Origin of the sequence: Alcaligenes faecalis (genome assembly GCF_005311025.1) — a bacterium.
Classification (GTDB): domain Bacteria; phylum Pseudomonadota; class Gammaproteobacteria; order Burkholderiales; family Burkholderiaceae_B; genus Alcaligenes; species Alcaligenes phenolicus.
Genome location: NZ_CP031747.1, coordinates 2413858 through 2435692 on the forward strand (window position 1 = coordinate 2413858; position 21835 = coordinate 2435692).

Genomic DNA, 21835 nt, shown 5'->3' on the forward strand with positions numbered 1-21835 from the left:
TGTATGCTCAGAAATCAAAGGAGCTTTGAGGCGACTGGGCGACACTATTCCAGAGCTTAGCTGCAAGCGCGTGACTTGAAAACAAGATCATGCGATAGAGAGGGGCATTATTCTTGTCAAGGGTCATCAATGGTTTAGTGCGTGCATGCTCGAAGCCCAGCGTCTGCATCAATGACAACCAATATTCAAGGAACTGTGCGCGTGCATTCTCTTGTTTCATTGAGTCAACTTCAATTTCCCCCTTCCAACCGGGAGCAAACTGGTCGAATCTTGAGATTTCCTTATGGTATTCACTGTCAATATTTCTAGTGATATCCATCTGGCCGTAATAGACTATAAAATCTATCATTCGTAATTTCGAAAGTTTGTTAAGAACAGAGAATGGAAGATCTTCGGGTCTAAACGGATCTAAATAAGCTAGTTTCAAGCCATAGGGCGGGCAGCGTGCTACCGCCTCTGTAACAGTTTCATTTGATGGGCCATGAAGTGCAATAACATTCGCCCCAAGTTCTGTAAGGCGAGCTTTACAGGCCTCGAGAGAGTTTTTGTCGGCATCCCCGATTATTACCGTTCTATATTTCCCATGAGGTTTTTTACCTTCAAGAGATTTTTTATAGGCAGTTATAACTCCATTGTCGCGGATATCAGTTGCATCATTTTTGTTGAAAACTCGTCCTGGCCCACAATACAAATCGATAAGTGTGCTTTGAGCATTTCGCATTCTCACCCCATAAGATGCGGCGACGTAATCTTGAAGTAATTGATGCTTCTCAAAAGCCCAAGGCCCCACTCTCATGACAGGCAATCCGTCTCTGGGATCAGTTATAGCGCTTGGGGACGGCTCGATGGGTACGCTTGCAGCTAGGGAGGACGTCATTGTCATATTTATACTCCTTCACTCACATAAAAAAATGTTACTTTCTGCTTAAAAAATAAGGAGCCGAACGGCTCCTTGTCTCTTCCTGCTCAGTCCTTCTTACGTACAGCCTCCCTGGGCTGGGTCAAGATTATTGAGTCCATGCTTACTCTTCCTCTGACTCGACTCTACGAGAGGAGCGGCGGAAGTTCTCATCGTTTTGGCAGTACATCAAAGCGTCTCGTAGGATGCCTGCGAGTCGGTACAGGTCTTCCGGCTTGTTCAAGATGATTCGACCATTTTTGCCAATCTCTAACCCGGCCCGCTGAGCTTCCATGTTGTGGGTTTCGGTCATTGGCTCAATGAACTGAATCGCGGGGCGTCGCTTGTCACCCCAGAAGCGGAAGAGCCATCTATTCGATTTCCCACCAGAAACCACAGAGAAGTATGTCTCAGTATCTCGCATGGACAAATCTTCGCCTGGAAGAATTTCTTGGCAGATCTGGTAGAGCTTCTGCTCTTCTGGTGTCGTGATTATCTTTTCGTTGTCAGGGTCAATGATCGGCGCATCTTCGTCGGACAGCACGACCACTGGAGGCGCTTCCTCGGTTTTCTGCGGTCGTGAAAGGCTAGTGGCGACCATTGAGCTTACTGATTGAGCTACTGCCTGGACCACCAAGGGCTGAATGCTTTCCAGGAATCGCGCATTAAGCTGTCTTTGGATGGATGCTCGTGTTGCAACATAACGAACAAAGTCCACATCGCACTCGCGCAGGGAGGATGTGATGGCCTCTCGGAAAGATGACAGGTAAATATTCTCTTCAGCCATAGCGCGTAGCGCGCCTGCTTCCAGCTTATCGTGATGAAAACGGAATAGTTGCTCCGCAGCATCCTCCTGCGGAGCCTCAAAGTCGACAGTCAGGAATGGATCTTTGTCCATTATGTTTCTGTTGACCAAGTCAGTGAAAAAACGCCACTCCCTGCCGTTTGTTATTGCGGCAACCGCCACCTCTGGGGTCGCGTTGTAGTACCTGGATAGCTGAGGGCAGTGGTTCGTCAGGTCTTGGGCGTATGCCTTGGCTTCAATAAAAAGCACAGGCGTCCCATTACTGAATAGCGCGTAATCAACCCGCTCAGTGGCTTTCACCCCAGGGAAGTCAGAGCCATACTCTGCCTGAACTTTAGTTGGGTCGTATGGGCTGAAGCCAAGAATATCAAGCATCGGGAGGATCAAGGCTTGCTTGGTTGTCTCCTCCGAAATGCAGTGGGCACCAACTTTGTTCACATGCTCAATATGTGAACTGACTCGCTGTATAAACCGTTCCATTGCCTCACTCACAAAACAATAATATTTAAAATTTCTGGTTACTTTATAGGTAAAAAATATGGGGCCGTATAGACCCCATGTATCCCTATTCGATTAGAAGCCAACACTCAACTCAGTAACTCGGCTAGTGTGACGTTTCATCGTTTCAACCTTCGTCCTTTCTCACGTCCAGACCGAGCTGGGCGGCAGCATTCAGAACTGACTTTTCCAACTGGGACCTGGCGTTATTGTCCAGGGCTTGGATTTTTCGCTCATCAAGCAAATCGAACGGCCAAGCAGCCCCGTCTTCGCTGTCGCCGGTCCACATCTCTGCTGCCTTAATCGTATGAGCGATCGAAGGGCTGAAGTCTTCGATATTTACGCCCAGGCCAGACGCAAACCCCTTGGCCGCTTTCATATTCAAGGGCCTTCTGCCGTTCAAGTACTGCCACACAGCCCCCTGGTTGCCTATATCAAAGCGAGCCCCGAACTCTGCTTGGGAGAGAGACGTGCGTTCGTTGTATAGGCGTTTCAGACGCGCAGCGTCGTCTTGTGGGGTTTGGGACAGGGGTTTGCGTGTTTGCATTGGCGAAATATAGCAACGCTATTAATACGTGCAACTAGCATAGCTATTGATTCAATTTAATAGCGATGCTAGTATTTGTTCATGAACCCTATTGCTCACTACCTAAATGCGACTGGCCTGACTCAGGCTGAGTTCGCCCGGAGGATTGGCGTAAGCCAGTCTCAGGTCTATCAATTCCTGAACGATATCCGCCCAGTATCTGAAAAGGTTTGCGTGCGTATAGAGGAAAAGACGGATGGCAAGCTAAGCCGGAAACATCTGCGGCCTCATGACTGGGCTGATATTTGGCCAGAGCTTAGGAAACCTCCTCTTAGCCAGTTCGATAAGGAACTCGCCAATGTGTGATCCAGAAAAGAGAGAGCCGATACCCATCGGCCCCACAGATATCTAGTGAAGGGTAGAGGCCCCGGCCTCGCCTAAGCCGTGAAGCTCATTCCACAGCAGCCTGTCCAGCACGCCCTCTACATGGGCCTCTGTTGGGTATTCAAACATTTGCCTGGCCAGCTCTTCGGCACGATCCAGCAGCTCCAGGCGCTCTAAGTCAATTTCTTCTTCCATGCCGGTAGTGTCCGGCGCATTCAGATTCTTATCCATACGTAGTTCCCGAGGATTGCAAAGGTCTCAGGGGCTACTTTACGAAAGCAGGACGGATCAATCATGCGAAACGAATCGCACAAATCCAAGCTGAAGACGTTGCTGCACTACGTCGATCAATGGCGCGCACGCGTGGGGAGCCGGGAGGCGGTGGCCCTGGCCATTGTGGAAACCCATCAACGCCACGGACTGGAGTCCAGCAGCAAAATCCGTTTCGAGACAGCCGGTGACACATTCACGTTGGCCAAGAATGCAGCTGATCGGATCTTCCGCTGGCTCGACGATCAGACGAAAGACAACAACTACATGCCGGCGAACTTCGAGCAGTCCATTCTCCTGGCCATGCCCGAAGACCTGCGCTACGCCTATGTGAACGAAATGCTTCGTCCGCTGGGCTTCTCCGCGCGCAAGTTCATTTTCTGCTTCGGGCAAGAGTTCGATGTGGTGGACCGCGTGAAGGCGATCAACAAGGAAGGCTCGGAAGCCATGGCGGCGGTGCTGAACCTTTCCCAGGACAGCAGCTTGGATGCGATGGAAGCCGCACACAAGGAACTGTCTGAATCCATCGGTACGCAGCGCGCGGCTCGCTCGGCTCTGGAGGAGCAGATCGCCCAGCGTAAGCATGTGGGAGCCTGATATGCGTTTGATCTATCGGGAGTTCACGCTTCGGGATGGACTGAGTTGGAACAACCTTGTGGCATTGGTGCGGGCGAATGCGCGTGCCGCGATCGACAACGATAAGCCGCTCAAGGTCATCGTGACTCAAGCAGAGGCAAAGCGTCGCAGCGTCCAGAATCGCTACTACTGGGCCGCGGTGATCACTCCGATCGCTGAGCAGGCCTGGGTGGGCGGGCGCCAGTTCAGCAAAGAGTCCTGGCACGAACTGTATGGGCGCTTGTTCGGTGTTTGCGAAGACATCACGTTGCCTGATGGTGAGGTGGTTACCCGCCGGCTGTCCACCACTGATATGACGGTCTCGCAGTTTTCGGAGTACTGCGAGCGTGTTCAGGCTCATGCCGCCCAAGAGTATGGAGTGGAGTTCTCATGAGAGCCTGGAACAGTACCCTGCGTGCCAGCGGACCGCTGCGCACTTATAAGCCGATGAAAGCTACGGCCTGGAAGAAGCGGGCGCCCAAGAAGCGACCAGGTCGGCACGATGCCAAGCTGCGTAATGCCGTGCGTGGCCACCCCTGTTATTTGCAGATTCCCGGGCTGTGTCGCAGCTATCCCGACGACCCGACTGTGGTCCCGTGCCATCCCAACTGGGTGGAATATGACAAGGCAGGCGGACTGAAAGCCCCTGATTTTTATACCGTCCCTGGCTGCCACGCCTGCCACGCAGAGCTGGACCAAGGACGGCGATTCACTCGCGATGAGAAGAAAGCTATTTGGGAACGCGCGTTCGCTGCTTGGCGACCAGTGCGGGATAAGGAGTTTGTATGAGCGTCAAGGTAATGACGGCCGTATTTGAACGGTACCCAGTTGGTGGCGGGGAGATGATTCTCGCCCTGGCGCTGGCCGATCACGCTGATGATGACGGATGCAAGGTGTTCCCGTCCATTGAGCATCTGATGATCAAGACGCGGCAATCGCGCCGCACGGTCCAGTATCAGCTACGCAGGATGGAAGAGTCTGGCTGGCTGATTCTGGTCAATAGCGGCCATGGTGGACGGGGGCAGTCTCGTGAGTATCGAATCAACCTTGATTGGATTAAAGGCGGCGAATTACCGGGCCAAAAGAACGGCGCAGAAATTGCACCCATTTCTGATGAAAAAAACGGTGCAGATTTTGCACCCATTAATTCACCTGAAAAGGGCGCAATCCACGACATAAAGGGCGCATCTGACGACACAAAGGGTGCAAACGACGACATGAAAGGGTGCAACGGGTTGCACCCGCATATAACCATCATAGAACCATCAAGTAACCGTCATAAACCATCAAGTAACCGTCATAAACCATCAAAGGCTGGCGCCCTGGTTTTGCCCGATTGGCTGGATTCTGATGCGTGGTCGATGTGGGATGAATTCCGAAAAGAAAAATCCGGTAAGGCTTGGACGGAGGCAGCCAAACGGCTTTCTCTGCGAACGCTTGCCAAGCTGCATGCCGCCGGGCAGGACCCAACAGCCGCCATTGAGCAGAGCATTGAGCGTGGCTGGACCGGCTTGTTTGAATTGAAAAAATCGATTGTAGGAGCAGTGAAACATGGAAACTTTGCAGACCAAGACTATCGGGCAGGTGTCGGTGCAGACGGCAGTTTCTAGCCTGGTCGGCCAGATGCAGACCGAAGAACGGTCGTGCGTTCAGCATGGGCCTTATGTGTCCAGCTTTTGGGGTCTAGGCGGTGGTTTCTGGACTGACTGTCCTGCATGCGAGAAACAGCGCCGAGACCAGGAGCAGATAGAAGCCGTGCGCCAAGCAGAGCACAACAGGGCGCAGGCTCGTATGCAGAACGCGTTGCAACGTGCCGCTATTCCTGCTCGCTTTGCTGACCGACGATTTGAAAATTTTGAGCAGCATTGTGACGGCGCGGCCCACGCATTGACAAGCATGCAGGAGTACGCCGGGAATTTTGCTGAAACCCTGAAAGCGGGCCGCTGCATGCTGCTGGTGGGAACGGTAGGGGCGGGTAAGACGCACTTAGCAGCTGCGACCGCACATAGCGTGATAGCCCAAGGTTACTCAGCCGTGTTTGCCTCGGTGATGAGTGCGGTACGTAGCGTAAAGGAAACCTACCGACGGGATTCTGACCGCACGGAGCGCGATGCGATCGATGCACTGATTGCTCCTGACCTGCTGATCCTAGACGAGGTTGGCGTGCAGTTCGGGAGCGAAGCAGAAAAGCTGATCCTGTTTGAGATCGTCAATGGGCGCTATGAATCGGTCAAGCCCACGATCCTGTTAAGTAATCTGAATATAGAGGGCTTAAAAGCATACATGGGCGAGCGTGCTGTCGATCGATTGCGCGAGGGCGGGGGCAGGCAGATTGTTTTCGACTGGCCTAGCTATAGGGCTAACGTGAGCCGCGGCGGATAGTCATGTCTGAAATTGAAATATCTTTGAACATGCTCCCAGTGCCGAATTCTAATTTTTGGATTCTTACTGAGACAGTCTCTTTCACGAGATCAGTTAGTGCCAAGGAAATTGTTTCCTCGATTTCTTTAATAGAAAACCCTTTCATTACCTCAGACAAGGAAGGGGGATGGCGGGTTAAAGATAAATCATCAAAAGCATCGTGCGTCTTCAGCTCTTTGGAGTCAGTCATGGGGCCTCTACATAAAAAAAGCGGTGTGCTTCAGTGTATGAGAAAACTAATAACCGCGCAGCTTTCGGAGGCCGCATGAAGAGCAAGTACGGAAACCGCAAAGTCACGCTGGACGGCTACACCTTCGATTCCAAGAGGGAAGCCATGCGATACAGCCAACTCCAATTGCTGCAGAGGGCAGGGCAGATTACGGGCCTGGAACTGCAGCCGCGTTTCGAGCTGATCCCCAAGCAGCGCCGTGACGATGGCAAAGCGGAACGTGCCTGTGAGTACGTGGCCGACTTCCGGTATACGGACACGGCCACCGGCCAGCAGGTAATCGAGGATGCCAAGGGCATGCGTACGCGGGACTACGTAATGAAGCGCAAGCTCATGCTTCAGGTCCACGGCATTTCTGTTCGGGAGGTTTGATGTGTCATACCCAAGCTGGATGTACCAAGACCCATCCAAGCACGTTGATTTCGTGCGCCGGAAGCGGAAAGAGCATCAGGATCGGCAGCCCGAGGCGAAACGGGAACGGGCTCGGGAAGGACTTAAAGCGTTATTCGGGGAGGGCAACCATGCAAAAACTGAGCGGCGATGATTTGCTTTGGAACTGGGCCCGCTGGTGCTGGTCCGGGGAAACGGTGGGCAACATGGAGCGGTACGTACTCTGGGAGGACGATTACCGCCCGATCAACCAAGACCACGCTCAGGCTGTGGATGCCTTGTACCAGCGGCTGCCGCGCTATCAGGCCATGGTGGTGCAGGCTGAGTACACCCGGAAGAACTCCCACTTTGGCAACCTATCGGCATCTGAGCGCCTGGTGGTAGCTCGTCGGTGGATTCGCCAGATTACGGGAGCCATTTTGCGGGACGAGGATTACAAACGGCACCTGGAAGGATTCAGGGCTAAGGTAGAAAAGGAGATATTGCTTTGAAGTATGCGTCGGAGGTGATTGATCTGCTGGCGGCGTATCCGGGGCGTCAGTTCAAGGTTCGACATATTGTTAGATTTGTAGCACCGAACTCTACTCCTAAACAGCGCGCCTCAATCCGAGTGGGAATTCAACGGGTATTGAATGCGCTTGAGGACTCTGGGCAGATAGAGAGCTCAAGAGGGCAGGTGACAAATGGCGCAGACGCTGAGTATTGGTGGAAAACCGCAACATCAAGTCCTTGCCGACCGCAACAGGAACCGCAACAATACAGGCAGCACAACTGTGCCTATAGGTTTTGAACAGGCCCGCCCATCGAAAGATCGGTGGGCTTGTTATTTGCTCTTTGATCTCCTGCTAGCCATACTTAATCACCTTTTACATTTAGGGGGTTATATGTTTGGCTATTCAATCCCAGAAACTGCCTGGCGAAAATCAGCTAATGTTGTTGAGGAAAAAAAAGCCGTTGAGAGCGTCGCGGATAGGCTTTTGAAAGCGATGATTAGCACGTCCAAAGATCTAGTCGATCATGGGCAGCCGATTGATATTGAGGTAGTAGATAAAAACGATATCAATATTCTTGCTACGATATCGACGCATTTCGGGCAAGGCCGCTTATTGCTTGAGTGGGATTTATCTCGTGACCAGCTTGCGGGTCTTCTCGTTGTTGAAAAGAAGAGCCGGGACAGAATGGACCGAGTTGTATGGATCCCAGTATGGGGGTTAAGCATTCCCCAGCACGGGAACCCGACGACCCTTGACGGGGCGTTTTCCATCAATCTCACCGACTACCTCGGCGGCGACAGAAGACGAACAGTTTTTGAGGGGTTGATGTGCATCGTCTACGCGATAGCCTCAGGCTCGAGTAGTTGATTCATTGGTTGTGATGTCACCGCCTCCGGGCGGTTTTTTATGGATCGAAGAAATGGCCCCGCTAGCGAGACCCTGCCCGCCTGATGATTTGGTTGGCGAGGAGGCGCAGCTATTTCTAACGCTTCGGCCCGCGCCAGAGATCGGCGAATGGGTGCAACGGAACATCTTGGCAGACGATGGCCCCATCCATAATCCTGACCATTCCCACCTGATTGATGCTGACCCGTGCTTCCTATGGGCATCGACTGCTTTTACAAAGCAAGGCCGTACAGTACTGGGCCAATGTGAGCAAGTAATGGTCCGCGCCGGAGGCTGGCAGAAAGCCCGCCAGGAGCAACAGATGCGCGAATGGTTCGGCCACGTGCCGCAATTCATCATCACCCTGGCAGCCGATTACTGCTCCCAGTGCAGCGACATCGAGTTTTGCTCGCTGGTCGAACACGAGCTTTACCACATAGCCCACGCCCTGGACGAATTCGGCGCACCAAAATTCACGAAAGAGGGGCTGCCGAAGTTGGCGCTTCGCTCACACGATGTCGAAGAGTTCGTTGGCTTGGTGAGGCGCTACGGTGCCAGTTCAGAAGTCGCCCGCATCGTCGAGGCGGCAACCAAGCCGGCAGAGGTCGGAAATATCAACATTGCGAGGGCATGCGGAACCTGTCTGTTGAAGGCGGCGTAAGACACAACCGAATGCGTATTCGCCGTATTATTCGTGTAAACCGAGCTTTGATTTGGCATCTTCGGATGAGAAAGCGGACTCCAAGTAGATGTTTTCGTGATCTCGCAGGTACTTGAGCAAACCCAGGGCAGGTGACACGGTCATATTGTCGAACAGAGCATATTTATTTATGTAATGGATAAAATTGTTTCCCGGTTTGGTGTATCCATTAGCGAATAGGATGTACAGTTCTGTGTCTGATAGTTGAGCGCGAATTATCCGACAGTATTGCCATTTCTGAGCGGGGTTTAAGAATGACTGCTCGTCTATCCACTCAAAGATTCCATAGAGTGTGCGCAGAAGTCTACCTATCCAGTCGGATCTGCTGCGGTACAGCGAGTCCCAATTGGTGGTTAGCGTAAATCTCGCTAGGTCCGGGGGGAAGCGCTCCTCCTCGGCAGGACCCCTGAATATAAAGAACGCGGCCTGTCGAAGCCCAGTTGTACCGTGCTCGATATGGTCGCTGCCTTCATGTCGTCGCAGTAGAGCTAGAGGAAACTCGAAGTCCGCAACCTGTCGATGGTATTGGTCGAGGCGCCGAAAGAATGTTTGCTCAAAATTTTGAAGTGCTAATAATTTGCTCTGGTCCCCCATCTGCTTCCTCTGATGATGAAGCGTCGCCACGAGAAGCATGATTGATGCGAACCCGATAAAAGGCCCGGCAGTGCCTCCTAAATAATTACCGAAGTTGGCCCAGTCCGTTTTATCGTCGGAAAGACTGAAGCCAGAGGCATGAGCAAACTTTATGAGATACATAGCCAAGGCAATTGTTAGAGCCAAATACCCAAGCAGCACTGCATACCAGCTTACTCGGTCGGTCTTGAGTCCTAAAAAATCCCATACCTTCTCTTTTTTATCCTGGCTCTTCATCTCTAAACCCGATTAATTATTGGCATAGTGGAGGTTGTAGCACATGGACATTAAAGACTAGACCACACCTAGACGGATTTCACATTATGGCAAAGCTCAGTGAGGCCGCGCAGCGCTTCATTGTGCAAGCGCTTGCGTGCTACGACACGCCTACTCAAGTTGCAGAGGCGGTCAAGGAAGAATTTGGTATCGACGTTCCGCGTAACCAAGTGGGCCAGTACGACCCGACGAAGGTGTCTGGCCGCCAGTTATCGAAGAAGTGGAGCGACTTATTCCACGACACGCGGGAGCGGTTTCGGAAGGAAGTTGCAGAGATCCCGATTGCTGATCAGGCCTTCCGCCTACGTCAGCTTCACCGTATGGCGAACGAGGCGATGCGCCGTAAGAACATCGTACTGGCTGCTTCCTTGATGGAGCAGGCTGCCAAGGAGATGGGCGGCATGTTCACCAACAAGCGGGAGCTGAGCGGGCCAGGCGGAAAGCCCATGGAGCATAGAACGGTGGTGGTCGATGAAAAATCAGTCGCTGCCGCCGTCTCAGCACTTGAAGATGAGTACTGATGTTGAGCCTGATGTTCTGCGCCAAGTAGCAAAGGTCCGTTGTCAGGACGAGGGGCTTTTCTTTGCCCGGTACTTCTTCAAGCAGCGCACCGGTGGAAAGATGATCGTGGCTCCGCACCATAAGGTGATCCAGCAAACGCTTGATCGTGTGGTGGCTGGTGAGATTACACGCCTGATCATCAATGTCCCCCCTGGGTACACCAAGACCGAGCTGGCAACGATCAACATGATCGGGCGAGGCCTGGCGCTGAACAATCGCGCCCGGTTCATGCACCTGTCTTACTCGCACAATCTGGCGCTACTGAACTCCAGTACTGCGCGGGGGATTGTGAAGTCACAGGCTTACCAAGGCATGTGGCCCATGGTGCTGCGCGACGACGCCGATAGCAAAGCCATGTGGTGGACTGAGCACGGCGGTGGCGTGTATGCGTCGTCTGCTGCCGGTCAGGTCACTGGCTTTCGGGCTGGGCATATGGAACCAGGCTGGCAGGGGGCGCTGATCATTGACGACCCGGTCAAGCCTGATGATGCATACAGCGACACGGTGCGCGGCGGCATTAACGACCGATTCAATGAAACGATTAAATCACGGCTGGCGATTGAAACCACGCCGATGATCGTGATCATGCAGCGGATTCACTACCAGGACCTGAGCGGCTACTTGCTGCGTGGCGGGTCTGGGGAAAAGTGGCACCACCTTAACTTGCCGGTGATCATCGACAACAGCCTGCCGTACCCGGAAGAGAACACGCACGGCATCCCGATTGACCACGGCCTACCCGATGGCTGGCTCTGGCCCTTCAAGCACAACGAGTCGCACCGGACGGCGCTGTTTTCTCACCGGCGAACCGCAGAGGCGCAGTACATGCAGCGTCCGCGCCGATTCAATGCCGAGGGGGCGCTGTGGACTGAGGCACTGATTACAGCGGCCCATGCTCTACAGATCCGGCATGAGTTGGTACGCACGGTGGTGGCGGTTGATCCGGCCACTACGGCGAGCGACGAAAGCGACGAGACCGGCATTGTGGCCGCCAGCTCCTACGGGGCAGGCGACAACCGCCAGTATTCGGTAGATGGTGACTACAGCGGTAAGTACAGCCCGAACGGCTGGGCGCAGAAGGCCATTGGTGCATACGAGCAGCACAATGCCGATGCCATCGTCATCGAGACGAACCAGGGCGGCGACATGGCTGAGTCCACGCTGAGGAATGCTGGATTCAAGGGCCGCATCGTGCGTGTCCATGCCAGCAAGGGTAAGTTTGCCCGAGCTGAGCCAATCTCAGCCCTCTATGAGCAGGGGCGGGTCGCGCACAAAGGCGCTCTGTACCTACTCGAAAACCAACTTATGGAATATGTGCCAGCAACGGCCAAGAAATCGCCTGACCGGCTTGACGCCATGGTCTGGGCGCTGACTGAGCTGGGCGGCACGCAAGCCGTGGGCCTGATGATTCCAAAGCGCCTACTTCAAGGCAGATAAATGGCAATTTTCAATGTTTCAGCGCGAGACGGCAGCGTTTCGCTGGTTATCCGTGCGCGCTGCATGTCCTGTGCGCGGCAATTGGCGGCGGATCGGTCGCCTGTGCATGAAAAGCGCTTGTGGCGTGATCCGGAGATGTCCAGTGTTGAACTGGTCGGCCATCCGGAGCGTCTGGGCTATTTCAGCGAAGGCATGAACGGGATACTTAAGCGGATTACGACATGACGGCAAGCAATCTACAGCTGGCGGTGAACCATGCTATGCATGATGCCGCGTTGGCGCGTGCCCGCATGAACCTGCTCAATCCTTTGGGTATGGGGCTGGACGATAAGCGGGCTGCTGCCTGGTGTGAGTACGGCTTTAAACAGAACCTGGACTTCCATGATTTCTACAAGCTGTATCGCCGCAATGGTTTGGCCAGCGGCGCGGTAGAGAAGTTGGCAGGGACTTGCTGGAAAACAAATCCTTGGGTGATAGAAGGTGACGAAGAGGATGAGTCCCGCAAAGAGACGGGCTGGGAAACGAAAGCAAAGCGAGTTCTGACGGCCCGGTTGTGGCGTCGGTTTCGTGAGGCTGATGCCCGGCGCTTGGTAGGCCGGTACTCGGGCCTTGTGTTGCGGGTCAAGGACAGCGGCAAATGGCATGAGCCAGTGAAGGGCGGCTCCAAGGCCCTAGTCGATGTGGTGCCTGTGTGGGCTGCAACGCTACGGGTGTCTGAGTGGAATACCGATCTGGCGTCAGAGAATTACGGCAAGCCCGAGTACTGGAGCTATGTAGAGCAGAGCACAAACGGGCAGCCTGGTCGAAACATCAAGATTCATCCTGACCGCGTGTTCATACTGGGCGACTACTCCGGCGACGCCATCGGCTTTCTTGAGCCTGTCTATAACAACTTCGTGTCGCTGGAGAAAGTGGAGGGCGGCTCGGGTGAGTCATTTCTGAAGAATGCAGCCCGCCAGCTCAACGTCAATTTCGACAAAGAGATCAACTTCGATAATCTCGCCTCCTTATACGGGGTGAAGCCTGAAGAGTTGCGCGAGGCAATGAACGAAGCCGCGGTGGAAATGAACCGCGCTAACGACGTGCTGTTGAACACTCAGGGCGCAACAGTCACTCCGCTGGTTTCTACAGTTCCCGATCCCAGCCCCACCTACAACATCAACCTGCAGACCATTTCAGCCGGTCTGGATATCCCAAGCCGCGTGCTTGTTGGCAATCAGCAGGGGGAACGAGCCAGCACCGAGGACCTGAAGTTCTTCTACGCACGCTGTCAGTCACGCCGCATGGATCTGTCTTTTGAGATCGAGGATTTGGTTGACCACTTGGTGCGCATTGGTGTGCTGGATGCCACAGGCGAAAAGACGGTCATGTGGGATGACCTCACAGAGCAGACCTTTGCCGAGCGGCTGGATAACGCCGCGAAGATGAGCACGATCAACCAGACCGCTTTGGCGACGGGTGAAGAGGTGTTCGGCAACGACGAGATACGGGTTGCTGGTGGCTTTGATCCTAAAGACAGCGAGCCGTTAGATGAAGGCGACGATAAGGACGAGGATGGCGACGAAACCGAAACCCCCGATCCTACCCCGTGACCTGCGTGACCCGACTGGCGTAGATATGCTGGAACGACGCGCAATGCGGGACTTCAATGTGCGCATCAAGAAGGTAGCCAAGGCTTACCGCGCTGCGCTGGATGAAATACCAGCTGAGCCAGTGATTAACCGGCGCTACCAGTTTCGGCTGGATACGTATCTGTTGCGCACATTACTGGCAAGGCTGGATGCAATCGTTGCCGAGATTCTGCTGGAAGGGGGCGACGAGAATATCTGGCTCTTTGACCGGTACGTCGAGGTCGCGGCCACGCGCGGCACGGCCCAGGTGTTCGCCAATCTGTCTCAGCAGTCCGCAGCGTACAGGGGCGGGCGCATCTCATTGCAAGAGGTTCTACGCAGTGAGCCGCATCGCCGCCGTATGGCATTGCTCAGTGCTCGGGTAGCAGAAGAAATGAAGGGCGTTGTCGGAGATGTGAAGGCGAACATGACTCGTGTGCTGACTGATGGCATAGGGCGCGGCCTGAACCCCAGAGAGGTGGCAAAGAACCTGACCGCCCAGGCCGGTATTGAAACACGGCGGGCGCATCGGGTTGCACGCACTGAAATCACCACAGCGCTCAGGCGTGCCAAGTGGGACGAGGCCAGCGATGCAGAACAGGATTACGGCTTGCAGACCAAAGAGCTTCACTTGTCTGCGCTGAGCCCCACAACACGGGCTACGCACGCAGCCCGGCACGGAAAGCTATTCACGCGGGACCAGGCACAGGACTGGTGGAGCCAGAACGGGAACAGTGTGAATTGCAAGTGCACGACAGTGAGCGTGATGGTCGATGACGAGGGGAAACCGGTTGTGCCTTCGATCATTCAACGTGCGCAGAAAGCAAAAACCAATATGGAGAAACGAGGCTATGCCTGGTCAGACACAGAATAGCGGGCCGATGCAGGTCAATGTGACCACGCAGGTCAACAGTCAGCAGATCCGCAAGGTGACGCATAACAATCGTGAGCATTGGGTTCTGCCCAGCTACACGCTGCCAGCCAACGTGGTCATGAACGGTGGTTTGTACCCGGCCAGTGAGATTGATGCCCACTATCAGGGGCTGGAAGGAACGCTGGCGCCGCTGGGGCATCCGCAGGTGGACGGTCAGTTCGTGTCGGCTTTTAGCCCCGAGGGCATCAACGTTGGCCATGTAGGCGCATTCAACCGTAACGTGAAAAAGTCCGGCAACCGCATCTACTTGGAGAAGTGGGTAGATGTAGAGGTTGCACAGCGCACCGAGGAAGGCCGAGCCTTGCTTGAGCGTGTGGAAGCCCTAGAACGTGGCGATGATGTGCCGCCGATCCACACCAGCGTGGCAGTGTTTCTGGATCGCCTGGAGGCGAACGAAGAACAGAAAGCGGCCGGCGCGGAGTGGGTCGCCAAGATCAAGAGCATGGACCACGACGCCATTCTTATGGATGAGGTGGGGGCGGCAACGCCGGAGCAGGGCGTTGGCCTCATGGTCAATGCGGACCAAGCCAAGCCCTTACAGGCCAATTCTGGCGCGTTGGTGGGCGAATCCTTCCGGGAGCGCGAGCAACGCCTGGACCGAGCCGCCAAAGAGCGTTTCGCTCAAGGCACTGACGAATATGCCTGGGTTGCCGACTTCACGGACAGCCAAGCCATCATCGTGCGTAATGGTGGCGCTGCTGAGGTTTATGGATACAAGACCGAGGCCGGGAAGATCGTCTTTGACGACACCGGCGCGGCTGTTGTGCGCCAAGAGTCCTGGGTGGCGGTAGTCGCCAATAGCATCAAGAAAGGCGCGCAGAAGATTTTTACCCCGCAGGCCCGGCCTGCAGTCAACAACAAGGAGGGCGAAATGCCTTTAACCCCTGATGAACGGGCCGATTTGGTGAAAGATTTCGGTGCCGCTGTTACTCCCATCGTGAATGCTGCGGTGGCTGAGGCGATCAAGCCTATTGCCGATAAGGTGGATGGCCTCGAAGCAAACCAGAAAACCATTGTGGATACGGTTACCGCTAACGCCAAGGCCGAAGAAGCCGACAAGCGTAAGGCTGTGGCTGCCGTACATGGCGATATTGTGGCCAACGCGCTGTCCGGTGAAGCCCTGGATGCCATGCATAAGTCCCTGGGCACTGCTGCACCGCTGGGTGCCGGCCATATCGAAACTAACAGCAACGCACTGACCGCTGATGTCACTGCGCTGCCAAAGGAGTAAGACATGAGCCGATACCGCCGTGTAAATATCGATGGCAAGTCCATCACTGAAACCCGTGTGGCTGCCGCTGCGCTGTTGTCTGGCACGTTCGCCGTCATTGATGCCGATGACAAGTTCGCCCAGGCTACTGCCGCAGTCGGTCGCGTTTACGTCATCAACTGCGCCTATCACCAAGGCCTGAATATCCGCGACGCTGTGCCCGTTGGCGATTCCGCTGTTGGCGATTACGTCGAAGAGGGGCGTGAGCTGGCTGTCCTGTGTCCTGCCGGTGCCTACAAAAAGGATTCGCCCATCAAGATCGGCGCGAATGGACAAGGCGCTTTGGCTACCGACGACACCGACACCGTGATTGGCTACAGCCAAGACGAAGTGACGCTGACCGCCGCTGACTTCATCCGCGTGCGCATGCGTGTCGGCACTGTGGCTGCTGCAACCATTGAGCCATAACAGGAGAAACACATGTTTTTTACCCAATCGGCTATTGCCGCCCATCCTCGATTGATGGGGCACCTCCAGGCGTTGCAAGCCAATCGCAATATCTGGAACAACCAAGACGCGGCCTTGCTGGCAGCAAACCGTGCCGTGATGACGCCGGAAATGCTGCAGGCCAACGCGCTTGCAGGCCTGGGCCGTGAGTTCTGGCAGGAAGTAGACAATCAGATCGTCTCTTACCGTGACCAAGAAACCGGCATGGAAATTGTCAACGACCTGCTGGCCGTACAGACCGTGTTGGATATTGGCAAGACGGTGAAGTCGTACAACATCGCTGGCGATATCGCTGATGATGTGTCGATCAGTATCGACGGCCAGGCACCGTACTCATTCGATCACACTGAATACGACAACGATGGTGACCCGGTGCCAATCTTCACGGCAGGTTACGGCGTGAACTGGCGCCACGATGCTGGTCTGCGTACCGTTGGCATCGACCTGGTGCTGGACTCCCAAGCCGCCAAGCTGCGCAAGTTCTACAAAAGCATCGTCAGCTATGTGCTGAGCGGCTCCGAGCGAATCCGCGTTGACGGCAAGCCCGGTCAAGGCCTGAAGAACCACCGCAATACGATCAAGCTGAACCTGGGCAGCGGTGCCGGTGGCGCGAATATCGACCTGACTACGGCCACGCCGCAGCAGATCATTGAGTTCTTCACCAAGGGCGCATTCGCTCAAGCAGCGCGCAACAATAAGGTCGAGGCCTACGATGTGCTGTGGGTGTCGCCCGAGATCTGGGCCAACCTGTCTCAGCCGTACCTGATTCAACTGGGTGCTGGTGGCGGTACTGTTGCTGGCTCCGTGTTGGACGCCGTCAAGAGCTTCATCCCCGCCCGCTCGATCCGTCAGACGTTTGCATTGTCCGGCAACGAGTTCATCGCCTACCAGCGCCGCCAAGACGTTGTTTCCCCTCTGGTCGGTATGGCAGTTGGCACCGTGCCGCTGCTGCGCCTGCGCCCACAGGACAACCATAATTTCCAGATCATGTCGGCCATGGGCTTACAGATCAAGCGCGACGGTGATGGAAAATCCGGCGTGCTGTACGGCGCGGACCTGAGCTAAGGAGATGGGAATGGCGAAATATCAAGTCGTTCGTGCTTGGCATGGGGTATCCGTTGGTCAAGTAGTAGAGATGGAGAAGGTGCACCCATCTCTCAAGGCCAACGTCATCCCGTTGACTCAAGCTGCTCCTGTCTCCGACGAGGCCGGTGATCTACTGAAACAGGCCAAGGCGGAAATTGATGCGATGCGCGAACGCGCCCAAGCCGAGCTGGCGCAACGCGTGGAAGAAGCCAAGCAGGAGACTCAGGCCGAGGCGGACCGCATTATCAGTGAAGCAACAGCCGAAGCTGAGCGTATCAAGCAAGACGCACAGCAGAAGGCCGGGGAGCTGACGCCAGCAACGCCAGATGCGGGCAGTAAGCAGACGAAAGCTAAGTAACCGCCATCCAGGCGGTTTTTTTATGCCCGATCACTCGGGCAGACGCTTCCAAGCAACCTTAAATCGGTAGGTGCCGAGCCTGAGAGGGTGGAAGAGCTTTGAAAAGTCCGGGGCTGCCCATAGCGGGCGGCCCTTTTCTTTTCGGAGAACGAAATGAGTTCGCTGACAATCATCGATACAGTTATTCAGCAGGATGGAGACGGCCGGTATAGCTTGAACGATCTGCACCGTGCATCCGGTGGCAGCCCTAAGCACCGGCCTGGGCAGTTTATGCGGCTGGACGCCACCAAGTTGCTTGCCAAGGAAATTCAGTGCGCAGATCAGCGCAGTGCATTTCACGTCGTTAATGGCGGCCCATTGCGCGGCACGTATGTGTGTAAGGAGCTTGTTTACGCCTACGCAATGTGGATCAGCCCTGCGTTCTGCTTGAAAGTAATTCGTGCATACGATCAGGCGCAGACCAATGCTATGGGAGCCTATCGGCAGCTTCAAGCTCTGATCGCAGAAGAGGTTTCGACGCAAGTCCGAGCCTCCTTCGGATCCCGCTTGATGCTTGAGCGAAAACGGGCTATCCCCGAGCTGCAAAAGCGGCGCGAACGGCTGGAGCATGAAATCCAGCCATCTTTAACACTCAACTGACCCGGCCAAGCGCCGGGTTTTCTTTTTTGGGGGGGCCACATGATCACCGCTGAGCAAGCCCAGCAATATCTGACCAGCCAAGGGATCAGCAAAGTCCCTGATTTCATCTTGGCTGCTTGGATTGAGTTGGTCAACAGCATCCAAGGATGCCTGGACGAGCATTACACGCCAACTGTAGCGCTGCTGATTCAGTCCTACTTATTGGCCCTTATGGCTTACGGACAGGGTGATAAGTACATCAGTAGCCAAACTGGCTCGAGCGGCGCTTCCCGTTCCTTCCGATATCAAGGCTTTGCCGACCGGTGGCGCGGGATGCTTGGGTTGCTGCGCGGCCTCGACAAGCATGGCTGCGCCACCGGACTGATTCCGCCTGATCCGACTGTCCAGGCTCATGGTGGCCTGTGGATTGCCAAGGGTGGCTGTCATTCTGGGGGGCGTTGATGAGCGAAACAGCTAACTGGAGCTATACCAACACCGCCACCGTGAAGCCCTATATAGGCACGGACGAGTGGGGCGGCAGCAAATACGGTGAGCCATACGAGATCGCCTGCACCTGGGCAGCCAAGTCAGAACAGATGCGGGATTCGCTGGGGGCGGAGTTTGTTACGCGCAATCAGATCTACACCGAGGACAAACGCCCTCGCTTTCTGGACCTGATTCAACTCAATGGCTCGACTGAATGGCAGGAAATCCGAGCAGTAACAGGCTGGGATATGTCTTTTTTCGACGAAGAGCCTGACTTTCTACTGGTGACGTGATGGCAGTCCGAGGAATCAAGCAGGTCAAGAACAATATGCGCAAGCTCCAGGCCGAGATCCAAGGGCGTCGAACAGAGGCTGCCGTATATGCGGTCCTGTCTCAAGGGGGCGCGGCTGCCGCCACGATGACTCCGGTGGATACCAGCACCCTGATCAACAGCCACTTCGTGGAAATCAAAGCCGATGGCGACAAGGTGACGGGCCGAAACGGCTACAGCGCCGAGTATGCCGCTGCTGTTCATTCCGCGCCTGGTGTGCTCAAGGGCCAGGAGCGTCCCGGAAACCGGGGTCAGTATTGGGACCCGGACGGCGAGCCGCACTTTTTGACGGCAGGCTTTGACCAGATAGCCGCAGATGTGCCGCGCATTTTAAGGAACGCATACCGTGCTTTTGATCGACGTTCGTAACTGGGTGGTGGCGGCTCTGCCGGCAGATTACTTGGCGATGTTCTCCTGGGTGGAGTCATCGAGGTCAGAGGATGCAGCAAGCCGCTACTGCATCGTCCAGCAAACAGGTGGGGCTGGCCCCATTGTTGAAACCCGCTATCCGCGCTTTCGTGTGGTGCTGCTGGGTAAGCGCAACGACCGCAGCGATGCGCAGAAGGTCATGACAGACATCGAAGCGTTGCTACAGGCAGCTATGGGCGATGCCTTCCCATGCGGGGCCGCCAGTATCCGAGCAATTACCGAGCCAGTCGGCCCGGGGTTCACCACAGAAAACCGGGCATGGGCTCAGGTTGATTTTGAGATCATTATTTAGGAGGGCCAGATGGCTACCTGCAAGAATCAGAAATTTGTCGGCCGCACGGCCATTTTGGAATATGCCATTGGTTGCGGCGACCAGATGCCCGCAGCGGCAGACTGGAAGCGCCTGGGTGCCATGCGCGCCAAAGAGCTGACTATCGAATGGGAAACCACCGATGCGACGGCTGATGACTCTATCGGTGCATTGCGTGAGAATCTTGCCACCTTCCAGACCCTGAGCGTATCCGGTGATGGTGTCCTGAAGGTTGCCGGCACTGGCGCCGCTGCCTTGATCGCGCTGACCAAGCACGTTATCAAGCCAGAAGCAACGGGCGGTGAGCCAGTGGCTTGGATTCGTCTGACTTTCCCTGATCTGACGTTCACCTTCTTCTCGATCGTGACAAACATGTCGCGCTCTGCGCCTTATGATGATGTTGCTACTTACTCGTTTGAGGCCAGTGCGACTGCCAGTGACTTCGGTTTGATGGTGGAAGATACGCCAGATCCTGACGCTCCAGCCGTGGACACTGTGGCCGTTACTCCGGCTACTGCCAGTATTGCCGAGGGCGCTACCCGTCAGTTGACCGCTGCGATCACGCCCACCGGCGCGGCCCAAGGCGTTATTTGGTCGTCCTCGGATACTGACACAGCAACTGTCTCCCAGACGGGGCTGGTCACTGCCGTGGCAGCCGGTACTGCCACTATCACAGCAACCAGTACGGCAGACTCGGCTAAGAAGGGAGAGTGCGCCGTTACGGTGACCGCATGATGATCCTTACGGATGTCGGTGAGGTCGGCGTTCACGTAGGTGAGCGGGTGCATATCCTGCGCCCGTCACTCTACGCGATGTCGCAACTCGGTGAGCCACGGGAGATTGTGGAGTTGTTTGCCGCAGTGATGGGCGAGGCCCCAAGTTTGGTGGATGCGCTGGCAGTCGTACTGGCCTGCTCGGATGAGGATTTGTCCGATCTCTTTGGCTGCGTGTTGGCCGAAGGCGAAAAACTGACTTACGAGCCAGGGCATGTCGAGGCAGGGGCCGTTGTGTTGCTTGCCCGCTGCCTGCTTAAGCATGGCATTACCGGATCGTTGCCCGAATTGCCCCGGCCAGCAGACCAGGAGCCGGAGTACGTGCAGGAGTTCGACGCCCGTGCTCATGTGTCCATGGCAATGGCGCATCTTGGGGTTTCTGAACGGGACGCCTGGCAGATGACCATGACCGGCTTAGTGGGGGCGCTACGTGCGAAGTTTCCGCCCTTGCAGAATGATTCGCCTGGCGCAAGAGCCCCCAGCAAGGCTGAAATGGAAGAGGCGCTGGCTTGGCATGATCGGGTTCTGGCTGCCAGGGCTTAGCGTTGTCTAGCGTGGGCTTGCTACGTTGGGTAATATCTCCTTATTCATAGAGATTGGAGAGGGGAGATGAAAGTACTAGCAGGAGCCCTATTGCTATCGGCCACATTTCTTGCTGGCTGTGCCACGACATCAGGTTTAGAGCCTACAGTAAGTAAGAGCGGTTTTGATGGCGCCACTGTTGTGAACATCGTTCCACATGGGAACACGTGCGCGGAGCACTGTACTCAGATCGGAGCGCAATGGAATTCTCAATCGCCGACTAAGGCCATTCTGACCATTGGCGTGCTGGGTTATACCGGTTTCAGAAACATTGAAAAGGTTGAGCTGCGGATAGGCAAGGATGTTCGTGTTCTTGAGCCCAATCCAGGCCTCACGCGCCACGTGAAAGAGCAGTACATGACTTTCTACGAGTCAAAAAAAGACTACACCGTCAATCTCGACTTGGTTCGCAACATCATTGCTTCTAATGATGTTTGGCTGCGAATTAGCACCAATGATGGCGTGATAGAAGATGCCATTGTTTCTGGGGCGCAAGATAGTAAGGGTTTTAATGCCTTGAAGCGTTTTATCGCTGAGGTCGATTCTCACTAATCAACTGTATGTTTTATATACCCGCTT

33 protein-coding genes are annotated in these 21835 nt (G+C 55.1%); 27 read left to right on the plus strand and 6 right to left on the minus strand.

The features are described from left to right. Positions 1-7: 7 nt before the first annotated feature. The 3 genes from tcmP to D0C27_RS11065 all read right to left on the minus strand — a co-directional run bounded on the left by tcmP (position 8) and on the right by D0C27_RS11065 (position 2586). Entirely contained in the window at positions 8-883 is an 876-nt protein-coding gene (gene tcmP / locus D0C27_RS11055; protein ID WP_137430987.1) for a three-Cys-motif partner protein TcmP, read from the minus strand. Between the two features lie 139 nt (positions 884-1022). Then, a complete protein-coding gene (locus D0C27_RS11060; RefSeq protein WP_137430988.1) occupies positions 1023-2183 on the minus strand; it encodes a type I restriction endonuclease in 1161 nt (386 codons plus the stop codon). A 145-nt stretch (positions 2184-2328) separates the two neighbouring features. Further along, positions 2329-2586: a hypothetical protein gene (locus D0C27_RS11065; RefSeq protein ID WP_137430989.1), complete on the minus strand. Its 258-nt coding sequence runs from the start codon at positions 2584-2586 to the stop codon at positions 2329-2331. A 243-nt stretch (positions 2587-2829) separates the two neighbouring features. On the opposite strand from D0C27_RS11065, the gene D0C27_RS11070 reads away from it, so the two are divergent. Continuing rightward, complete coding sequence (locus tag D0C27_RS11070) at positions 2830-3093, plus strand: transcriptional regulator (protein WP_137430990.1); 264 nt, start codon at positions 2830-2832, stop codon at positions 3091-3093. A 42-nt stretch (positions 3094-3135) separates the two neighbouring features. Here the strand turns inward: D0C27_RS11070 and D0C27_RS11075 are convergent, their stop codons facing one another. After that, a complete protein-coding gene (locus D0C27_RS11075; RefSeq protein ID WP_137430991.1) occupies positions 3136-3342 on the minus strand; it encodes a hypothetical protein in 207 nt (68 codons plus the stop codon). A 63-nt stretch (positions 3343-3405) separates the two neighbouring features. Between D0C27_RS11075 and D0C27_RS11080 the strand changes: the two genes are divergently transcribed. The 5 genes from D0C27_RS11080 to D0C27_RS11100 are packed head-to-tail and all read left to right on the plus strand — an operon-like array spanning position 3406 to position 6378. Continuing rightward, the gene (locus D0C27_RS11080) at positions 3406-3978 is read left to right on the plus strand and encodes a hypothetical protein (protein WP_003800270.1); all 573 of its coding nucleotides are present in this window, start codon (positions 3406-3408) and stop codon (positions 3976-3978) included. Position 3979: 1 nt separating this feature from the next. Continuing rightward, a complete protein-coding gene (locus D0C27_RS11085) occupies positions 3980-4390 on the plus strand; it encodes a recombination protein NinB (protein ID WP_240688247.1) in 411 nt (136 codons plus the stop codon). Further along, positions 4387-4785: a nuclease domain-containing protein gene (locus tag D0C27_RS11090; RefSeq protein WP_137430993.1), complete on the plus strand. Its 399-nt coding sequence runs from the start codon at positions 4387-4389 to the stop codon at positions 4783-4785. Before D0C27_RS11085 ends, D0C27_RS11090 begins: the two co-directional genes overlap by 4 nt. Beyond that, positions 4782-5606 carry a helix-turn-helix domain-containing protein gene (locus D0C27_RS11095; RefSeq protein WP_137430994.1) on the plus strand — a complete coding sequence of 275 codons (825 nt, stop codon included), beginning with the start codon at positions 4782-4784 and terminating at the stop codon, positions 5604-5606. Before D0C27_RS11090 ends, D0C27_RS11095 begins: the two co-directional genes overlap by 4 nt. Then, on the plus strand, positions 5548-6378 hold the full coding sequence (locus D0C27_RS11100; protein WP_240688248.1) for an ATP-binding protein: 831 nt from the start codon (positions 5548-5550) through the stop codon (positions 6376-6378). The genes D0C27_RS11095 and D0C27_RS11100 overlap by 59 nt, the downstream gene beginning before the upstream one ends. On the opposite strand, the gene D0C27_RS11105 is transcribed toward D0C27_RS11100, so the two are convergent. Continuing rightward, positions 6356-6607: a hypothetical protein gene (locus D0C27_RS11105; protein WP_137430995.1), complete on the minus strand. Its 252-nt coding sequence runs from the start codon at positions 6605-6607 to the stop codon at positions 6356-6358. The two genes, D0C27_RS11100 and D0C27_RS11105, sit on opposite strands and share 23 nt — an antisense overlap. A 75-nt stretch (positions 6608-6682) precedes the next feature. On the opposite strand from D0C27_RS11105, the gene D0C27_RS11110 reads away from it, so the two are divergent. From D0C27_RS11110 to D0C27_RS11125, 4 genes are all read left to right on the plus strand, one after another. Then, positions 6683-7018 carry a DUF1064 domain-containing protein gene (locus D0C27_RS11110; protein WP_137430996.1) on the plus strand — a complete coding sequence of 112 codons (336 nt, stop codon included), beginning with the start codon at positions 6683-6685 and terminating at the stop codon, positions 7016-7018. 149 nt (positions 7019-7167) lie between these two features. Then, complete coding sequence (locus tag D0C27_RS11115; protein WP_137430997.1) at positions 7168-7527, plus strand: hypothetical protein; 360 nt, start codon at positions 7168-7170, stop codon at positions 7525-7527. A 192-nt stretch (positions 7528-7719) separates the two neighbouring features. Then, positions 7720-8397 carry a hypothetical protein gene (locus D0C27_RS11120; protein ID WP_137430998.1) on the plus strand — a complete coding sequence of 226 codons (678 nt, stop codon included), beginning with the start codon at positions 7720-7722 and terminating at the stop codon, positions 8395-8397. 52 nt (positions 8398-8449) lie between these two features. Next, on the plus strand, positions 8450-9076 hold the full coding sequence (locus D0C27_RS11125; RefSeq protein ID WP_137430999.1) for a putative metallopeptidase: 627 nt from the start codon (positions 8450-8452) through the stop codon (positions 9074-9076). A 27-nt stretch (positions 9077-9103) separates the two neighbouring features. On the opposite strand, the gene D0C27_RS11130 is transcribed toward D0C27_RS11125, so the two are convergent. Continuing rightward, the gene (locus tag D0C27_RS11130) at positions 9104-9985 is read right to left on the minus strand and encodes a putative phage abortive infection protein (protein ID WP_137431000.1); all 882 of its coding nucleotides are present in this window, start codon (positions 9983-9985) and stop codon (positions 9104-9106) included. A gap of 86 nt (positions 9986-10071) precedes the next feature. Between D0C27_RS11130 and D0C27_RS11135 the strand changes: the two genes are divergently transcribed. The 17 genes from D0C27_RS11135 (at position 10072) to D0C27_RS11215 (ending at position 21808) form a co-directional block, all read left to right on the plus strand. Continuing rightward, the gene (locus tag D0C27_RS11135; protein WP_125277549.1) at positions 10072-10545 is read left to right on the plus strand and encodes a DUF2280 domain-containing protein; all 474 of its coding nucleotides are present in this window, start codon (positions 10072-10074) and stop codon (positions 10543-10545) included. After that, positions 10535-12022 (plus strand): DNA-packaging protein, encoded by a 1488-nt coding sequence (locus D0C27_RS11140; RefSeq protein ID WP_137431001.1) that lies wholly within the window; start codon positions 10535-10537, stop codon positions 12020-12022. Before D0C27_RS11135 ends, D0C27_RS11140 begins: the two co-directional genes overlap by 11 nt. Then, positions 12023-12247: a hypothetical protein gene (locus D0C27_RS11145; RefSeq protein ID WP_170978570.1), complete on the plus strand. Its 225-nt coding sequence runs from the start codon at positions 12023-12025 to the stop codon at positions 12245-12247. Continuing rightward, the gene (locus D0C27_RS11150) at positions 12244-13614 is read left to right on the plus strand and encodes an anti-CBASS protein Acb1 family protein (RefSeq protein WP_137431002.1); all 1371 of its coding nucleotides are present in this window, start codon (positions 12244-12246) and stop codon (positions 13612-13614) included. Before D0C27_RS11145 ends, D0C27_RS11150 begins: the two co-directional genes overlap by 4 nt. Beyond that, positions 13577-14506: a phage minor head protein gene (locus D0C27_RS11155; RefSeq protein WP_137431003.1), complete on the plus strand. Its 930-nt coding sequence runs from the start codon at positions 13577-13579 to the stop codon at positions 14504-14506. Before D0C27_RS11150 ends, D0C27_RS11155 begins: the two co-directional genes overlap by 38 nt. Further along, positions 14484-15797, plus strand: a complete 1314-nt coding sequence (locus D0C27_RS11160) for a hypothetical protein (protein ID WP_137431004.1) — start codon at positions 14484-14486, stop codon at positions 15795-15797. Before D0C27_RS11155 ends, D0C27_RS11160 begins: the two co-directional genes overlap by 23 nt. 3 nt (positions 15798-15800) lie before the next feature. Next, positions 15801-16244, plus strand: coding sequence for a phage cement protein (locus tag D0C27_RS11165; RefSeq protein WP_137431005.1), 444 nt, complete (start codon positions 15801-15803; stop codon positions 16242-16244). Between the two features lie 12 nt (positions 16245-16256). After that, the gene (locus D0C27_RS11170; protein WP_137431006.1) at positions 16257-17348 is read left to right on the plus strand and encodes a major capsid protein; all 1092 of its coding nucleotides are present in this window, start codon (positions 16257-16259) and stop codon (positions 17346-17348) included. A 10-nt stretch (positions 17349-17358) separates the two neighbouring features. Further along, entirely contained in the window at positions 17359-17727 is a 369-nt protein-coding gene (locus tag D0C27_RS19400; RefSeq protein ID WP_205717074.1) for a hypothetical protein, read from the plus strand. Positions 17728-17880: 153 nt separating this feature from the next. Next, the gene (locus D0C27_RS11180) at positions 17881-18366 is read left to right on the plus strand and encodes a KilA-N domain-containing protein (protein WP_131071728.1); all 486 of its coding nucleotides are present in this window, start codon (positions 17881-17883) and stop codon (positions 18364-18366) included. A gap of 39 nt (positions 18367-18405) precedes the next feature. After that, the gene (locus tag D0C27_RS11185) at positions 18406-18807 is read left to right on the plus strand and encodes a DUF7370 family protein (RefSeq protein ID WP_137431007.1); all 402 of its coding nucleotides are present in this window, start codon (positions 18406-18408) and stop codon (positions 18805-18807) included. Then, positions 18807-19124, plus strand: coding sequence for a hypothetical protein (locus tag D0C27_RS11190; protein WP_125277539.1), 318 nt, complete (start codon positions 18807-18809; stop codon positions 19122-19124). Before D0C27_RS11185 ends, D0C27_RS11190 begins: the two co-directional genes overlap by 1 nt. Then, the gene (locus D0C27_RS11195) at positions 19124-19531 is read left to right on the plus strand and encodes a hypothetical protein (protein ID WP_137431008.1); all 408 of its coding nucleotides are present in this window, start codon (positions 19124-19126) and stop codon (positions 19529-19531) included. Before D0C27_RS11190 ends, D0C27_RS11195 begins: the two co-directional genes overlap by 1 nt. Then, complete coding sequence (locus D0C27_RS11200; protein WP_137431009.1) at positions 19509-19883, plus strand: phage tail termination protein; 375 nt, start codon at positions 19509-19511, stop codon at positions 19881-19883. The genes D0C27_RS11195 and D0C27_RS11200 overlap by 23 nt, the downstream gene beginning before the upstream one ends. 9 nt (positions 19884-19892) lie before the next feature. Beyond that, positions 19893-20636: a phage tail protein gene (locus D0C27_RS11205; RefSeq protein WP_137431010.1), complete on the plus strand. Its 744-nt coding sequence runs from the start codon at positions 19893-19895 to the stop codon at positions 20634-20636. After that, on the plus strand, positions 20633-21217 hold the full coding sequence (locus D0C27_RS11210; RefSeq protein WP_170978571.1) for a DUF6246 family protein: 585 nt from the start codon (positions 20633-20635) through the stop codon (positions 21215-21217). The genes D0C27_RS11205 and D0C27_RS11210 overlap by 4 nt, the downstream gene beginning before the upstream one ends. A 66-nt stretch (positions 21218-21283) precedes the next feature. Then, positions 21284-21808 carry a hypothetical protein gene (locus tag D0C27_RS11215; protein WP_094196302.1) on the plus strand — a complete coding sequence of 175 codons (525 nt, stop codon included), beginning with the start codon at positions 21284-21286 and terminating at the stop codon, positions 21806-21808. Positions 21809-21835 lie beyond the last annotated feature (27 nt).